Raw genomic sequence first — 16,848 nt, forward strand, 5'->3', positions numbered from 1 at the left:
AAATAAAACAATTGATAAACATGAAGTTATATATAAAAATATATAAACACGCCATTAGACAAGATGAGAAACATATAACAAACAGACACATACATCCATAAATAAATTTCCTTTTATTATTATATGGTTGCATAAAATCATCAAACTAATATTTATTACATTTCTGAATTAAATAAATATTCTTTAATAATCAACAAGTAATTTATATTCAAAATTCATTCTTAAAGTTCTGTCATTTTCATCGCCACTGTATGTTACTGCTAATAACTGAATAACATATAAGTAGCCGTCGACAAGAACAGCTACTTTTCTACATAGCCGAGGTTAGAAGTTTAACTATAGGCAATTGATTTAAAATTAATTTTTACTACAGGAAGGTTCAAGTAAGCTTGTTATCACTTCAATCCGCCGCTCTGCAAAGGTCTGCCTGTATTGATACTTGTTGATTCCAGCAAGATTCAGTTTGTGAGTTTTATCTTTCGACATTATAACTGTACAAAAAAACAGTACTAGTACACTATTGAAGCCTAACATTTTAAAAAGTTGGTGGCTTAGATGATAAATCAAATAGAAGTAGGAATAAGAGAGCTTGTTGAAACGTTTATAGCAGACGGAAGACCTTGCCTCTCTGTATATGACATTGAAAATCGAAGAGCTGGCTACCTTTCCAGTACGATTCTATCGGGTAGCAGCCCTGAGATGTTTGACGAGTTCGTCGATCAACTCAACGGTATCACTTTGAAAGTTTACAAACCGAGCAACGATGAAGGATTGCCGATTACCATCTATTTTCATGGAGGTTGTTTTATCAGTGGTGGATTCAAAACACACGAACAACAACTCAGACAGATAGCCAAATTGTCAAACAGTATCGTAATTTGTATTCAATATCGTTTAGCGCCTGAAAACGTTTATCCAGTTGCACACGATGATGTTTACAATGCAGTACTGGCGATAAAAGAGTTAGCAACTCAGTACGGAGGCAATACCAGTAACATCGTCTTTGTTGGTGATAGTGCTGGTGGACAATTAGCATTAACCACGACTTTACGCTTAAAGCAAAATCAAAAATGGCTACCGAAGAAACAAATTTTGCTTTACCCGATGCTTGATCCTTTCGGCAAGTCACATAGCTATGTTCAAAACGGTACTGACTACATCATCACAGCGAACATGCTGCTTTCTGGTTTCTCTATGTACACGGGTGAAATGGATAAAGGTTCAATCAACACCAATCCAGATCTCCATCCTTTAGCGTGCGCCGAGTTAAAAGGATTACCGCCTACGCATATCATCACCGCAGAATTCGACCCATTGCGGGATGAAGGTGAACAACTGTATAAGCAGTTGTTGGATTCCGGAGTTGAGGCATATTGTGAAAGATACTTAGGTGTGATTCATGGTTTTCATCAGTTGTCGGGCGTAAGTGAGAGTGCCAAACGTTGCTTGCGTCGTATTTCCGAAGACATTAGGGCTACATACGATTAATACCAGACTCATCATTTCAACGGTCTCAGCAGTGTGTACATTGAACTGAACTACAAGAACGGAATAACCAAGTACAAAAATTTAAGCCCTGAGTGAGCACGTAGATTGTATAAGAAAAATACTGATTTATATAAAGTCATAAAGCTCCGAACCGGAGCTTTATGAGAAGGTAACTAACGCTTAATGATAACGAGACAACACCAATGCCGTTCCCATACCGCCACCAATACACAAAGAAGCAAGCCCAAACTGAGATTGGGAACGTAGCATTTCATAGATCAAACTTGTGACGATACGTCCACCAGATGCGCCAATAGGATGCCCCAGTGCAATAGCACCGCCATTCACATTTACGTGTTCATCAAACCAAGATTGGTCCAGATGGTGCTGCTCTGAAAGGATCTTCATCACACCAATTGCTTGCGCTGCGAAAGCTTCGTTGAGTTCTACCTTATCGATATCTGAAAGGTTCAATTTGGCGCGAGTTAACGCCTGTTTAATCGCTGGAACTGGACCTAAACCCATAACTTCTGGAGCGACACCACCCTGTCCTGTCGATACCACTTCCACTAACGGTTTCAAGCCATGCTGTTTGACTGCATTCTCATTAGCAATCACAAGTGCAAACGCACCGTCATTGATACCTGAAGCATTACCTGCGGTCACTGTTCCTTCTTTTTCAAATGCAGGGCGAAGCTGAGAAAGCGCTTCAAGCGTCGCGCCAAAGCGAGGATGTTCGTCAGTTTCTACCATGACAGAACCTTTACGAGTATTGATTTCTAGCGGGACTATCTCTTGGTTAAAGCGCCCTGCTTTAATTGCAGCTTCCGCTTTATGTTGGCTGGCTAAAGCAAACTTATCCTGATCTTCGCGACTAATAGAAAACTGCTTAGCAATGTTTTCGGCTGTAATGCCCATATGAATGCCGCTGAACGCATCCGTTAATCCATCTTTTAAAATGGTATCGGTGACAGAGAAGTCGCCCATTTTATTACCTGAACGGAGGTTGCCATTCATGACAAACGGCGCATTACTCATGCTCTCCATTCCTGTAGCGACGACAATCTCTGCATCGCCAGATCGAATAGCGTTCACTGCATTCAAAATGGACTTCATTCCGCTGCCACAAATCATATTGAGTGTGTATGCCGGTGTTTCGGCGGGGATACCTGCGTGCATTGCTGCTTGTCGTCCTACCCCCTGTCCTTGCCCAGCACTGAGCACATTTGCCGCAATCACTTCATCCACCATTTTTGGTTGAATACCCGATTGTTCCAATGCAGCTTTGATTGTGGCGCTGCCGAGTTCTACCGCTGATAGTGGCGACAAACTACCCATAAAAGTGCCGATTGCGGTGCGTTTCGCTGCAACAATATAAACTTTGTTAGCCATAGTTTTATTTCCCCAATTAGAGCACCAATCCACCGTCAATTTTTAGTACTTGTCCGGTAATAAAACTCGACTTATCACTTGCCAAAAACTCTACGCCATTGGCGATATCCTCGGTGGTTCCCATGCGCCCTAACGGTGTTTTCTCTTTCATCATGTTGAGAACTTTTTCAGGAAGATCCGCCGTCATTGGTGTTTCGATAAAGCCAGGAGCAACACAGTTTGATCTCACTTGCGCACCTTTGCGTGAAAACTCTTTCGCCCAGCTTTTGCTCATTGCAATCACGCCACCTTTAGTTGCTGCGTAATTGCTTTGACCAATGTTGCCATCAGTACCAACAACAGAAGACATAGTTACGATAGAGCCATAGTTGTTTTCCATCATTAAAGGGGCAACCGCTTGGGTAACGTTAAACACACCCTTCAAATTGACATCAATGACTAAATCCCAGTCTGCTTCCGTCATCTTATCGATCAGAGCATCACGCGTGACACCGGCGTTGTTAACAAGTACATCCACTCGTCCGAATTGCGCTTGAATACTGGCGACAAGCTCTGCAATCGCAGCTCTGTCGCAGATATTGATAGTGACAGGTACGACTCGCTCAATATGGGAATAAGCTTCCATCAGCGCCTTATCATTCATGTCCAATGCATAGACCATTTCAGCGCCTTGAGAATAAAAACGCTCAACCACTGCTTTACCGATTCCTTGTGCGGAACCTGTGACAATACATATCTTGTTTTGAAACATATTTGCTGACCTTTTGTTTTATCTTTTTTATTTAACTGTAGGGTTTTAATCCACTTCTGATATCTAGTCAGAGTGCAGATTTATAGAAAATTGGGGTTGGAAAATGGCGCTATCCATTGTTGTTAACTCAGGGCTAATCAAAGGCTTAAACGCCATGTGATGGAGTATGTCGCGCTCAACATCAATACCCGGAGCAACTTCTATCAGCTCTATTCCTTGCGCTACCATTCGAAATACCGCCCTTTCAGTGATGTAAAGCACTGGCTTATTCGCTTTTAATGCCTGATAGGCACTGAAGGTGATTTGCTCGACTTTGGAGATGAACTTACTTTGGCTACCTTCAGTAGTGATTTGCAGTTGCCCACCTTCCACCTGAATATCCAAACCTTTGGCGGTGAAAGTGCCACAGAAATACACCTCTTTGGCGTTTTGAGTGATGTTAATAAATCCGCCACATCCGGCGATTTTGGTGCCGAATCGGGAAACATTGATGTCACCTTTGGCATCACATTGAGCAAGCCCCAAAAAGGCTTGATCGACACCACCACCATCATAGAAGTCGAACATTTGATCTTGTCCGATAATGGCGTCAGGAAATGCGGAAGCACCAAAATCTAATCCACTAGCTGGAGAACCACCCACGGCGCCCGGTTCCACCGTCAGAGTGAATTTATCCAGAATGCCCGCATGCTGAGCGACTTTCGCAATATATTCAGGTGCGCCAATGCCAAGATTGAGTACTGAGTTCGCTTTGAGTTCCAACGCTGCACGTCGAGCAATTATGGTTTTCGCGTCGATGACAGCTTCAACCGTCGGTTCAACAATCGAGGCGTTAATGTTGTTGTGAGATGATTTGTTGCCACGTCCGATAAACTCAGGATTCATTTGGGTCGCAAAAGTCTGCATGTGCTCGCTTAAGTCTTCACACACCACAACCGCATCAACGAATATGCCCGGAATTTTGACCAGATGTGGGTCTAGAGTACCTGCGGGTACGATTTGCTTAACCTGAACGATCACTTTGCCATTGTTGTTGGTTGCAGCCTGCGCCGCGGCGAGGCTTTCAACAATCAGACACTCATCTTCCATAGTGATATTGCCGTTTTCATCGGCGGTTGTGCCACGCAAAATCGCCACATCAATAGGAAGCTTTTTGTAAAACAGATACTCTTCACCATCAATTTCTGTCACTCGAACCCAGTCTTGTGACGTAATGGAATTGAGCTTTCCACCTTCAATACGTGGGTCGACGAAAGTGCCTAATCCAACTTTAGTAAACAAACCAGGCTTGCCTGACGCGCTATCACGCAACAAATGAGAAATCACGCCTTGAGGCAGGTTGTAACCTTCGATCAGATTATCAACCACCAGCTGTTGCAGCTTAGGTACAAGTCCCCAGTGTCCACCAATGGCTCTTTTCACCAAACCTTGCTGCGCCAGATGGTTAATGGCTCGTGATTTACCATCGCCCTGACCGGCAGCGAAAACCAGAGTGAGATCTTTGGGCAAACCTGACTGTTGAAACCGTTCGCCAATCGCACGTTCGATGGCTTCAGGTACTACACTGCCAATGAAGCCTCCGAGCATGACTGACTGCCCGTTTTCAATCCATTGCGCTGCTTGCTCTGCTGTAAGTTGTTTAACCACAATTCACCTTCCTTGATTTGATGAATTTCAGGTTAGACGCAGAGAGTCTGTTTGATAATTGCACATATAGAGATTGTGAATTTCGAATTTGCAACAATCATCCGTGCTAGAACATCCCTTCGCTACGCATAGCACTCACTCGATCTAACAAGTACTGTTTGAAGCGAGCACAACGTTCGGGCATCGGCGAACGAGGACGATACAAAAGGTCAATATCAAAGCTGGCGCAACGATAATCGGGCAAGATCTGAATCAAGTCGCCACTTTCGATGCACTTGTGCACCAGTGAATGAGGTAGATAAGCAATTCCCGCGTGTTCCATCGCGAAATCGAGTAGCATTTCACTGTTATCACATTCTAGTGTGTCCTGAATGGTCACGAATTCTTGCTTGCCATTCAGTTCAAAGCTCCAGCGATTTCCTCCCAATAGAGTTCTCGCGTACAGGCAACGATGCTGTGTTAAAAACTCAGGGGTTTCAGGCACACCATGTTCCTGCAAATAGTGTTTTGAAGCGCAGAGATAAAGTGGCTCCGTAAGAACGCGCTTTCGCACAATCAAAGAATCAGGAGAGATGTCGCCGTCATAATTGGCTGTGGCTCTGAATGCAAAATCGATAGTGAGAGAATCAAAATCTCCCGCTTCAATAAAGATTCGAAAATGCACTTGAGGATGCATTTCCATGTATTCAGCCACGATTTTCGTTAGGTACTGGCGAGCAAACAGAGGCGTTGAAGATATCTTGATTTCACCTTGCTGCTCAGCCGCAAGGTTCTGAACCTCTTCACACAGATTATTGATGTCCGGCAGCAGCGGAGAGAAGCGTTCGTAAAGAAGCTGCCCTGCCTGAGTCGCCACCAATTGTCGTGTGCTTCTTTTGATAAGTTCAACGGACATTGCCTCTTCGAGCTCTTTCACCCAGCGGCTTCCCGCAGCAGGAGATAGCCCTTGTTGAAGAGCCGCTTCGCGAAATGAGCCCGTTCTCAGCACCGCACAGAAAAAGACAATCTTATCTAAGATAGGCTGGCGGCTGGAGAGCAATTTCCCTGTCATCAGCTTACCAACCCTTTATCTAACGCAAGTTTAACCAGCGCAGCGGTAGAGGTAGCACCAAGCTTTTTCTTTATTCTCAATCGATGTGTTTCAACGGTTCTCACACTGATGTGTAGCGTGTCAGCTATCTCTTTGTTTCCTGCTCCATTGACAATAAGTTTGAGAACATCAAACTCGCGTTTGGAGAGTTCATCGTCTTTCGGTTCTGGTTTATCGTTGATTTGTTCAAGCAAACGGTCAGATGCTTGAGGGCAAAGATAAGAACGCCCCTGAGCTACCTGATTAATCGCCATCACCAACTCTTCAGAACCCACATCTTTCAACACATAGCCCTTTGCTCCCGCTTTTACCGAGCGAACCACATAGTCTTTACTGTCGTGCATCGACAGCATAATCACTGCGGTTTCTGACTTAGATTGGGAAAGCTTTTCAAGCATCTCAATGCCGTTCATGTTGGGCATATTAATGTCCAGCAAAAGCACATCCGGTTTGAGTGTAAGTGTCGCTTTGAGTGCATCAGCACCCGTACCGACACAAGACAGAATCTCAAGATTGTCTTCCCTCTCTAAACGAGATTTCAAACCGTCCTGCATTAAGCGATGATCATCAGCAAGTACCAACTTAATCATACAAACTCCATATTTAAGCTGACGCGAATTTCCGTACCTTCGCCCGGTATGCTTGATACGGCGAACGTTCCGCCAATGGCGTGAATACGATCCTTCATATTCTGTAACCCCATATGTTCCAAATTTGGTTTATTACGTTTCCCCGGTTTTGCTATGGTCGGTGCGATACCGATTCCATCATCGCTCACCGTTAAAATCAGTAGTTGCCCTTCTCGCTGCATAATGATGTCAACGCCCTGAGCCTGAGCATGTTTTTCGACGTTGTGCACTGCTTCCTGAATCACGCGATATAAGGTTGTTTCAACCTCTTGAACCATCTCTACACCATCAATGTCGTGTTCAAACACCAACTCCAATTCGGTACGTTGACGCATGTCGTTAATATAGGCTTCAATACCTGCAACCAATCCCAAGTCATCCAACTGAGGTGGTCTTAAATCTCGGGAGATCCTACGTAGTTCAACAATTGCTTGTTCCATTACTCGCTTGCTGGCGTCTAGCTCTCTCACTTGTTGTTCTTGATGCAACTCTTTCCCGACGTTGTCCAAACGATATTTTGCTGCGACTAAAAGCTGATTTACACCGTCATGCAGCTCACGGGATACTCGCTGACGTTCATTTTCCTGAGAGTCGATGATCTGCTGGTTCAAAACACTGAGTTGTTCATTCGCCAAGCGGCGTATGTTCAAGTTTAAGGAAGCGCCTAAAGCGGCAATAACAGAGATGGATATCAACATGACAAAGAACAGCGCGCTGCTGGTTCTACCTACATTTTGGTCGTAGCCGTTTTGCATATGAGAGACTTGACGCTCGATATCATCCAGATAGACACCAGTTCCCACCATCCACTGCCATTTATCCAGCGAGATAGCGTAACTGAGCTTGGGAAGCGGCTCTTTTGTTGAGGGTTTGTGCCATAAATAATCGACAAAACCGCCGCCCGCCCTGCCCACGCGAATCAACTCTTGCAGCAGCTTTTTGCCTTTTACATCCTCAACTTCCCACCAGTTAACGCCAATACGTTCTGGCTGATAAGGCAGTACTATGGCATCACCTTTCCAGTTATAAACAAAGAAGTAACCATCAACGCCATATGTTAACTGGCTCAATTTTTCGGCAACAATCTGCTTGGCGTGTTCATCACTTAACGACTCATCATGGTAGTAAGGCATGATACTTTTTACTGCCATTTCTACGTACTGCTGCAACTCTTGTTTTTTGGCAGCCAGAATATTGTTTCTAGTGAGCTGAACTTGATCTTCAACTAATTGTTTTGCTTGGCTAAAAAGAATCGCAGCGACAATCGCCACCACAATAATCAAGGGAACAATCGACAGTAAAATGATGTTAACGGTTAGCTTTCTGTTCCTGACAAAGCCCATATTTGCTTCCAATTCTTATACGTAGTTTTACGGATTCCCTGTATCAAAAACTGCCCAAACTACTCACTCAATTTGCGCAATTTCACCAATAGAGCATCCGTTTACCCCTGCTTATACTCAGCTCAAATGTAACATTAAATTAACATCGTTAAATACGAAATGTTCACATTTATTAGCACATAAAAACCAAACAAGGACTATGTTATGAATTTGAAAAAAGCTGCCATTGCAACTGCCATTGCTTTAACGTCAGTTGGACTTTCACTTAGTGCACATGCTGAAGACAAAAAAATCCTTCTGAAAACTCCGATTGCTTTTGGCAGCCACTTACCTGCATTGGGTACGCCAATTCAATGGTACGCAGACCACATCGGTCAAACGTCTGGTGGCACAGTCAAAATGAAAATTTATGAGCCGGGTAAACTGGTTAACCCTGCTGAAATTTTAGATGCGGTTTCTACCGGCAAAGTAAACTCTGGCTATTCAACCGCTGGCTACTGGCAAGGCAAACTACCGGCTTCCGCGCTGTTTTCTGCGGTTCCTTTTGGACCAGAAGCGGGTGAATACATGGCTTGGATGTACTTCGGCAATGGCTTGAAGCTATATCAAGAAATGTATGACCAAGGTGGCTACAACGTAAAAGTTCTGCCATGCGCAATCATCTCTCCTGAATCTTCTGGTTGGTTTAGAAAACCAATCGACAAACCAGAAGATTTAAAAGGTCTGAACATGCGTTTCTTCGGCTTGGGCGCATCAGTTATGGAGAAACTGGGCGCAGGCACGGTGCAACTGCCGGGTGGCGAAATCTTTGGCGCACTTGAGAAAGGTGCAATCGATGCCTCTGAGTTCTCTCAACCAGCTATCGATGAACGCTTAGGCTTCCACAAAGTAGCAAAATACAACTACTTCCCAGGTTGGCACCAACAATCCACCATCTTTGAACTATTGATCAACAAAGATACTTGGAACGAAATGAGCCAAACCCAACATGACGCTATCGAAACCACGTGTATGGCATCGATGACTTATTCGATTGCAGAAGGTGAAGCAATTCAGTTTACCGCGATGGAAAAAGCGAAACAAAATGGCGTAGAAATTCGCTACTGGAGCAAAGAGATGTTGGATTTGTTCAAGAAAACTTGGCTAGAAGTGGTTGAAGAGAAAAAATCTGAAGATCCTTTCTTCGATAAAGTATGGACTGACCTAAGCACATTCCGTCAGGGATATGCATTGTGGCAAGCGAACGGTTTCCTACCTCGCGCAACTCTAGAGTAATCCTTACATACATCGGAAATATGGGCTGGATTTGTACATCCAGCCCTAATCAGGCAAGGAGAAAGCAATGAGTAAGGTGTTATGCTCAACCCCACCTATTCCTGTTTACTACCACATCGAAAGAGTCGTTCAGTCAGCGAGTAAAATTCTGGCTTGGACTAACGTATTTCTTATCGGTGTTATCGTTCTTCAAGTTATTTTGCGCAAAGTCTTTTCTAACGGGCAGATCACATTGGAAGAATTGCAATGGCATTTGTATGCGACAGCCGTTATGTTCGGCACCGCGTACGCGCAAATAAGCGATATGCATGTGCGAGTCGACCTTTTTTACCACAAGTTTAGTGAACGCAAAAAAGCAATTATTGACTTGCTAGGTCTGCTGCTTCTGGCAGCACCGTTTGTGATTGTAGTGATCATCCATTCCTACGACTTCACCTATGAGTCTTGGCGAGTGAATGAAAGCTCGGCTTCCCCTTCTGGTTTGCCTTATCGCTGGTTAATCAAAAGTGTTATTCCAATCAGTTTCTCACTGTTGCTGCTTTCAATGCTGGCAAAAGTGCTGCGCAATTTAGAAATCATTTACAAAGGAAATAGCCATGGAACCAAATGAGTGGATTGTAATCGCGATGTTCGGCTCGTTTATCCTACTTCTATTTACTGGGATTCCTGTAGCCTATGTTTTAGGTGGTATTGGCGTATTCTTTGCGGGTGTCGGGTACCTCGCGGATATTTATCTCGACACATTTACCGGATTAAACTTCACCAGCCTTGGCTTAGTGGTAAACCGCATTTACAAAATCATGGATAACTGGATTTTGGTCGCGCTTCCAATGTTTATCTTTATGGGCAACATGCTTGATAAATCGGGAATTGCCGAAAAACTGATGGCATCCATGCAAGCACTATTTGGTAAAGTTCATGGTGGACTTGCGGTCACGGTAATGGCGATAGGCATTATTCTCGCCGCTTCAACAGGCATCATTGGTGCGTCGGTTGTGCTTCTCGCGGTGATGTCACTTCCTACCATGATGCGCCAAGGCTACCACCTACCTCTGGCACTAGGCACAGTGGCATCCGCTGGCACTTTGGGAATACTTCTTCCACCTTCAATTATGTTGGTCATCATGGCTGACCAGCTCGGACTGTCTGTGGGTGACCTTTTCATGGGTGCAGTTATTCCGGGGTTATTGTTAGGTCTGTTCTATATCCTCTACATTTTGTTCGTCGGTAAGATGAATCCAGTAAAGGCACCGATCCCAGAAGACATTCAACCGGTTGAATGGCGTCTAATTCTGCAAGTGTTCAAAGACATCACACCAACGGTAATACTGATCTTTGTTGTGCTGGGTTCAATCTTCGCTGGTATCGCAACACCGACCGAAGCTTCTGGCATTGGTGCACTAGGTGCAACTTTACTTGCTGTGTACAACAAGAAACTCAATCTGAAAGTTGTTAAAGAAGTGGTGTTAGCTTCCTACGGTACGACGGCCTACATCTTTATGATTTTCCTAGGTGCATCTTGCTTCGCACTCGTTCTGCGCGAGTTGGGTGGCGACGAACTGATTGAGAGTTTCCTCAGAGGATTACCATTTGGTCCGTACGGCATTATTGCGTTTATTTTGATGATTGTGTTCTTCCTAGGTTTCTTCCTAGACTGGATTGAAATCACCTTAATTGCGCTGCCATTACTAGCACCAGTAGTAAAAAGTTTGGGTTTCGAACTGGACGGTCACGGCGTGGTTGATGATCCGTCATTGGTTTGGTTTGTGATGTTGGTGGCCATGGCGCTTCAAACCAGCTTCTTAACACCACCAGTGGGATTTGCGCTGTTTTATCTCAAAGGTGTTTGCCCTGAAGGCGTAACCCTGAAAGATATCTACCGAGGCGTAGTACCTTTCATTTTGATTCAACTATTTGCTCTGGTTTGTCTCGTCGCTTGGCCACAACTGGTACTGTGGTTCCCAAGTGTGGCTTATGGATAATAGCTCCTAATAGATTGAAATCGATAAAGAAAAAGCCAGCGGTCATCGCTGGCTTTTTTTGTTGTCTTTTCTAACTAACTACATGATTGAATTAAGCAATCTTAGTTAGCCAGTTGTGTGTATCTGGTGCTTTACCCCACTGAATATCGTTCAGTGCTTGACGAAGTTTCTGAGCAATAGGACCAACTTCACCGCTGCCTACTTTCACATCTTCGCCGTTGTGGATAAATGTACCTACTGACGTTAGAACCGCAGCTGTGCCAGAAAGCATTGCTTCTACACCCGGTTTCGCAGCTCGCTCTAGAAGTTCTTCTACAGACACTTCACGTTCGCTTACTGTCATACCTAGATCTTTAGCAATCGTCAGAATACTTGAGCGAGTTACACCGTGTAGGAAGCTTGAATCCAATGCTTTAGTAATGATTTCGTTGCCATCAACCAACAGGAAGTTTGCAGCACCTGTTTCTGTAATGTAGCCGTTTGGACAGAACAGAACTTGGTCAGCTTTGTATTTTGCTTTTGCTTCTAGTGTCGGAGAAAGAGCACTTGCGTAGTTACCACCACTCTTAATCATACCCATGTGTGGCGCGCAACGTTGACCTGTTTCATCAAGCAGAAGACGCAGCGCACTTGCACCACCAGCAAAGTAGTCACCCACTGGAGAAAGCAGTACATACATCATAGATGATAGAGATGGAGCTGCTGCTTTACCAACAGCCGCTTCAGTACCAATGTGAGTTGGGCGAATGTACATAGAACCCGGAGGCGCAGGTACTTCTGAAGCGAACTCAGCAACAACATCAACGATCATCTTTGAAAGTTGTTCTTTATTCACTTCTGGTAGAGAAAGTAGTTTGCTGCTTTGTGCGAAACGGTTGACGTTTTGGTCCATTCGAAAGACGTGCACGCTACCATCTTCGTGACGGAAAGCTTTTAAACCTTCAAAACACGTACTTGAATAATGCAAGACGTGAGCACCCGGATGAAGCGAGATGCTGTCAGAAGCTACGATTTCAGCGTCTGACCATTGATTATTTTCGAATGTTGCTAATGCCATCTTAGGCATAAATACAGTACCAAAAGCCGCCATATTTTTTCCTACAAATAAATTACTACTAAAGATAAGTCCGTTAAGTCTGGGCTGGCGATGTGAGATGCATGTCCAATACTTAGTGTTCTGATACTAAAACAAGTTGAACCCGTAAGAAAAGAGGTTTGTTGGATTAAATACTCATTAACACTAATTAATAGTTTTTTTACAAACCAAGCCACGTCTAAAATGGTTTTAATTAGGATGTGTATAAAACTAATCGTATTTTATGCGGTCAGTAATATACTGAAATTAAAGATACCCTTACTCAAATTCTGAAAGTGGGTGTAGCGTTTTGTCATCAAAAGGAAGATGCCGTGTTTAGTTCTTTTTTCCCAAAACCCAAATTGTTTTTCTTGAGCTTTGTTCTTTGGGCACTCGTTTGTGTTATCGGCTGGTATACCGTCATTGAAGATCTCGGCCCCTACCTCAGTTTGGCTCACATCTTCGGCGTTGATTATCCTGCGGCTCTGGTTGAAGGTGCAAGCGAAGCGGTAACTGCTGAGTTTCAATCAGCAACAGAAACTGCCGTGAATGCTTGGCTGTATCAGTTTATGACGGTGTGTTACGCCCTTTTCATTGGCGGTTGGATGATACTCGGTGGACAGAAATGGGCAAAATGGTCGGTACTTGGCTCTGGCTTAATTGTGTTTATTACTTGGTTCCAAGTAGAAGTCAGTGTAATGCTTAATGAGTGGTACGGTGATTTTTATAACTTGATCCAAAAAGCACTGACAGCACCTAACAGCATTACCCTCGCAGAGTTTTACTCTGAGCTTTCAACAGTGATGGTACTGCTGATGATCGCCATTATGGTAGCAGTGGGTAACGCCTTCTTCGTCAGCCATTTTGTGTTCCGTTGGCGCACAGCAATGACAGAACACTACACCGCAAGATGGGAACATGTTCGTCACATTGAAGGTGCTGCTCAACGTATTCAAGAAGACACCATGCGTTTTGCAAGCATCATGGAAAGCTTAGGCGTTCGCTTGCTTAACTCAGTAATGACACTGATCGCCTTCCTGCCAATTCTTTGGGGATTATCGGGCTATGTCACAACGCTACCGTTCGTTGGCGAAGTGCCACAAGCCTTAGTGTTCGTTGCTATCATTTGGTCGATTTTTGGTACAGTGCTGCTTGCTTTTGCAGGTATCAAACTACCGGGTCTAGAGTTTAACAACCAGAAAGTTGAAGCGGCGTATCGTAAAGAACTGGTTTACGGTGAAGACTACGAAGACCGCGCACATCCACTCACATTAGAAGAACTGTTTGGTAATGTTCGTCAGAACTACTTCAAACTGTACATGCACTATGTGTATTTCAACGTGGTTCGCTATGGCTACTTGCAGTTCGGGGCATTTATCCCGTTTATTGCGCTTGCACCATCGATTGTTGCTGGTGCGTTTACGCTTGGCGTGATGCAACGAATCATGAACGCGTTCAACCAAGTTGAAAACTCATTCCAATACTTAGTCAACTCTTGGACTACGATTGTTGAACTGCTGTCTATCTACAAACGTCTTAAAGCGTTTGAGCATGCCTATGAAGAGAAAACAGCCAACCTTGTTGAAGCAGAAGAGCTGAACTAAAACGATAAAGAACCCCACGATTGTGGGGTTCTTTATTTAATCTTACGAAGTTTCTAAAAGCAGATCTCATCAAGCGTTAAAGCTTCGAATCATCTCAATAAAACACGCCAAACCAATCTCAACATCGGACGTCAGAACCTGCTCTCTAGGGTTATGACTGATGCCCTTTTCGCAACGAATAAACAACATTCCTGTATCTGTCAGTTCCGCCATCACCATGGCGTCATGCCCTGCACCACTTGGCAAATAACGAGCCGATGAGTTGGTGACTTTCTCAACTACATTCGCCCATTTTTGTTGCAGCTTATTGCTGCATTGAACGGCTTTCGCTTTGTAGATGTTTTCACAGTCAAAAGTAAGCTTGCGCTGTTGAGCGATATGCTTCAGTTGCTCTAACATTTCATAAGTTGCGGTTTCTAACGCGGACTGCGAAGCGCTACGAATATCAATCGTAAACTTCACTTTGCCCGCAATCACGTTTACTGCACCGGAAATGATTTCGCATTTGCCCACGGTAGCGACCACGCCTTGATCTTTAGCCAGTTTCTCAATTGCCAAAATCATCTCGGCAGCACCGCTCATCGCATCTTGACGTAGGCGCACTGGCACTGTTCCAGCGTGACCAGCCATACCTGTCACTTCACATTGAAAACGTTTTGCACCCGCAATACCCGTTACCACACCCACCGCTAGATTTTCTGCTTCAAGCACGGGACCTTGCTCAATATGCGCTTCTAAGTAAGCCTGAACATCCTGCGCTTTACGTGCATCACTGCCCGCTTTCTCAGGATCAAGTCCAAACTCTCGCATCGCTTGAGCCATAGTGACACCGTTAGCGTCAGCCACTTGTAACCAATTCGAGTTGAAGCAGCCAGCAACCGAACTCGAACCGATTAACGTGGTGTTAAACCGTGTGCCTTCTTCGTCAGCAAAGGCGACAACATCGATGTGAAATGGAAAGGTTTCTTCACGCAGAGCTGCCAGTGTTTCAATGGCGAGCAAGACACCTAAGTTACCGTCATATTTACCCGCATTCACCACCGTATCGCTATGAGAGCCCAAAATCAGCGTTGGCTTAGTTGGATTTGGCGAGACTTTTCTGCCCCACTGATTGCCCACACTGTCTTGCCAAGTTTCTAAGCCCGCTTGCTGCATCCATAATGCTAATTGATCATGCGCAGCACGATGTTGTGGTGTTAAATACGCCCGTGTTAAGCCCGTTTCACTCTCACTAAATGAAGCAAGAACATCAGATTGCTCCATCAGTCGCATCGCGCGACTTTGTGTGTCCATCTCAATAAAAACAGTCATAACACTCCCACTATTGATAAAATTCCATTGCCGCAGCAACAGCTTGACCTGGGTCTATTTTCGCTTTGTGCTTGATCAGCATCGATTCTAAAGCGGCCAAAGTAGAAAGCACGCACTCTTGACGAGCGTTATAGCCCATAGTGCCAATACGCCAGATCTTGCCATGTAGCGGTCCAAATGAAGTGCCGATTTCGATACCAAAACGGTTTAGAAGCTCTAATCGAACAGCATCACCATTCACATTCGCAGGAATGTAGACACCAACTACGTTGTTCATCTTGTAAGCTTGATTACCAAATAACTCAAGCCCCATCGCACGTAATCCAGCTGCCATTGCATCACCGGCTTGCTTATGACGCGCGATAACCTTTTCTGGACCTTCTTCAAGGAAGATTCGCGCACATTCACGAGCGGCATAAAGCATGCTGGTCGCCTCTGTATGGTGGTTCAGGCGCTCTGGTCCCCAATAATCCATGATCATCGCTAAATCGAAATAGTTCGATTGAATCATCGCATCCTCACCTTGAGTGTGGTGATCGGCGCGAATACCGGCTTCAACATGTTTGCGACGATTAATCAGTGCCGCGCAACGGTCACTTAAGGTAATTGGCGCAGAACCAGAAGGTCCGCCAAGACATTTTTGCAAACCTGCTGATACCGCATCTAAGTGCCATTCATCCACCTTAAGATCGTTACCCGCAATTGAAGCGGTAGCATCACAGTAGAAAAGTACACCGTGACGCTGACAAACCTCGCCGATTTCTTGCAATGGCTGATTCATGGTCGTGGATGTGTCACCCTGTACCGTCGCCACCAATTTTGGATTGAAGGATTTAATCGCCTGCTCAACTTTTTCAGCAGGACATACTTCACCCCATTCAATATCAATCGTTTTAACGACTGCACCTACACGTTGCGCTATTTCACAAAGCAGATGACCAAATCGACCAATGACTGGAACCAACACTTTGTCACCCGGCTGAAGAACCGAAACTAATACCGCTTCAATTCCTGAACGAGCCGTACCATCCACCAGCATAGTTTGTTGGTTATTAGTAAAAAACACACCGCGATACAGCGACTGAACTTGGTTCATATAACCTGTCATTACAGGGTCGTACTGACCAATCAGGGATTGCGAAATCGCTTGATGTACGCGTGGATACGCATTGATTGGCCCAGGCCCCATAAGCAGACGTTGTGGCGGGTTAAGCGTTTCAAATAAGTTGCCAGTTGAATGCAATTCATTATGGGCTGTCAT

General features: G+C 44.6%; 14 protein-coding genes. 5 read left to right on the forward strand and 9 right to left on the reverse strand.

Annotated features, from left to right (window positions below; genetic code table 11):
• Positions 1-555: 555 nt before the first annotated feature.
• Positions 556-1,488, forward strand: coding sequence for an alpha/beta hydrolase (locus tag ACOSVQ_RS09320; RefSeq protein ID WP_491982294.1), 933 nt, complete (start codon positions 556-558; stop codon positions 1,486-1,488).
• Positions 1,489-1,668: 180 nt separating this feature from the next.
• Here ACOSVQ_RS09320 and ACOSVQ_RS09325 read toward each other — a convergent pair whose 3' ends face one another.
• The 6 genes from ACOSVQ_RS09325 to ACOSVQ_RS09350 form a co-directional block, all read right to left on the reverse strand.
• Positions 1,669-2,880: an acetyl-CoA C-acetyltransferase gene (locus ACOSVQ_RS09325; protein WP_491982296.1), complete on the reverse strand. Its 1,212-nt coding sequence runs from the start codon at positions 2,878-2,880 to the stop codon at positions 1,669-1,671.
• A gap of 16 nt (positions 2,881-2,896) precedes the next feature.
• Positions 2,897-3,631, reverse strand: coding sequence for a 3-oxoacyl-ACP reductase FabG (fabG, locus tag ACOSVQ_RS09330; RefSeq protein ID WP_491982298.1), 735 nt, complete (start codon positions 3,629-3,631; stop codon positions 2,897-2,899).
• A 63-nt stretch (positions 3,632-3,694) separates the two neighbouring features.
• The gene (locus ACOSVQ_RS09335) at positions 3,695-5,278 is read right to left on the reverse strand and encodes an acyl CoA:acetate/3-ketoacid CoA transferase (RefSeq protein ID WP_491982300.1); all 1,584 of its coding nucleotides are present in this window, start codon (positions 5,276-5,278) and stop codon (positions 3,695-3,697) included.
• 106 nt (positions 5,279-5,384) lie between these two features.
• Complete coding sequence (locus tag ACOSVQ_RS09340; RefSeq protein ID WP_491982301.1) at positions 5,385-6,329, reverse strand: LysR family transcriptional regulator; 945 nt, start codon at positions 6,327-6,329, stop codon at positions 5,385-5,387.
• Positions 6,329-6,958 (reverse strand): response regulator, encoded by a 630-nt coding sequence (locus tag ACOSVQ_RS09345; protein WP_102942082.1) that lies wholly within the window; start codon positions 6,956-6,958, stop codon positions 6,329-6,331. Before ACOSVQ_RS09345 ends, ACOSVQ_RS09340 begins: the two co-directional genes overlap by 1 nt.
• Positions 6,955-8,340: a cache domain-containing protein gene (locus ACOSVQ_RS09350; protein ID WP_102942081.1), complete on the reverse strand. Its 1,386-nt coding sequence runs from the start codon at positions 8,338-8,340 to the stop codon at positions 6,955-6,957. The genes ACOSVQ_RS09345 and ACOSVQ_RS09350 overlap by 4 nt, the downstream gene beginning before the upstream one ends.
• A gap of 204 nt (positions 8,341-8,544) precedes the next feature.
• Between ACOSVQ_RS09350 and ACOSVQ_RS09355 the strand changes: the two genes are divergently transcribed.
• From ACOSVQ_RS09355 to ACOSVQ_RS09365, 3 genes are all read left to right on the forward strand, one after another.
• A complete protein-coding gene (locus ACOSVQ_RS09355; protein ID WP_102942080.1) occupies positions 8,545-9,615 on the forward strand; it encodes a TRAP transporter substrate-binding protein in 1,071 nt (356 codons plus the stop codon).
• A gap of 67 nt (positions 9,616-9,682) precedes the next feature.
• Entirely contained in the window at positions 9,683-10,225 is a 543-nt protein-coding gene (locus ACOSVQ_RS09360) for a TRAP transporter small permease subunit (RefSeq protein ID WP_491982302.1), read from the forward strand.
• Complete coding sequence (locus ACOSVQ_RS09365; RefSeq protein ID WP_392478155.1) at positions 10,212-11,597, forward strand: TRAP transporter large permease; 1,386 nt, start codon at positions 10,212-10,214, stop codon at positions 11,595-11,597. Before ACOSVQ_RS09360 ends, ACOSVQ_RS09365 begins: the two co-directional genes overlap by 14 nt.
• 91 nt (positions 11,598-11,688) lie before the next feature.
• Here the strand turns inward: ACOSVQ_RS09365 and ACOSVQ_RS09370 are convergent, their stop codons facing one another.
• Positions 11,689-12,687: a branched-chain amino acid aminotransferase gene (locus ACOSVQ_RS09370; protein WP_102942077.1), complete on the reverse strand. Its 999-nt coding sequence runs from the start codon at positions 12,685-12,687 to the stop codon at positions 11,689-11,691.
• 317 nt (positions 12,688-13,004) lie between these two features.
• Here ACOSVQ_RS09370 and sbmA point away from each other — a divergent pair, with 317 nt between their 5' ends.
• A complete protein-coding gene (gene sbmA, locus ACOSVQ_RS09375; RefSeq protein WP_491982304.1) occupies positions 13,005-14,276 on the forward strand; it encodes a peptide antibiotic transporter SbmA in 1,272 nt (423 codons plus the stop codon).
• Between the two features lie 69 nt (positions 14,277-14,345).
• Here the strand turns inward: sbmA and ACOSVQ_RS09380 are convergent, their stop codons facing one another.
• Complete coding sequence (locus ACOSVQ_RS09380; RefSeq protein ID WP_491982306.1) at positions 14,346-15,587, reverse strand: allantoate amidohydrolase; 1,242 nt, start codon at positions 15,585-15,587, stop codon at positions 14,346-14,348.
• A 10-nt stretch (positions 15,588-15,597) separates the two neighbouring features.
• Positions 15,598-16,848, reverse strand: a complete 1,251-nt coding sequence (locus ACOSVQ_RS09385; protein WP_491982307.1) for a pyridoxal-phosphate-dependent aminotransferase family protein — start codon at positions 16,846-16,848, stop codon at positions 15,598-15,600.

It is taken from the genome of Vibrio sp. HM8-C (genome assembly GCF_058630515.1).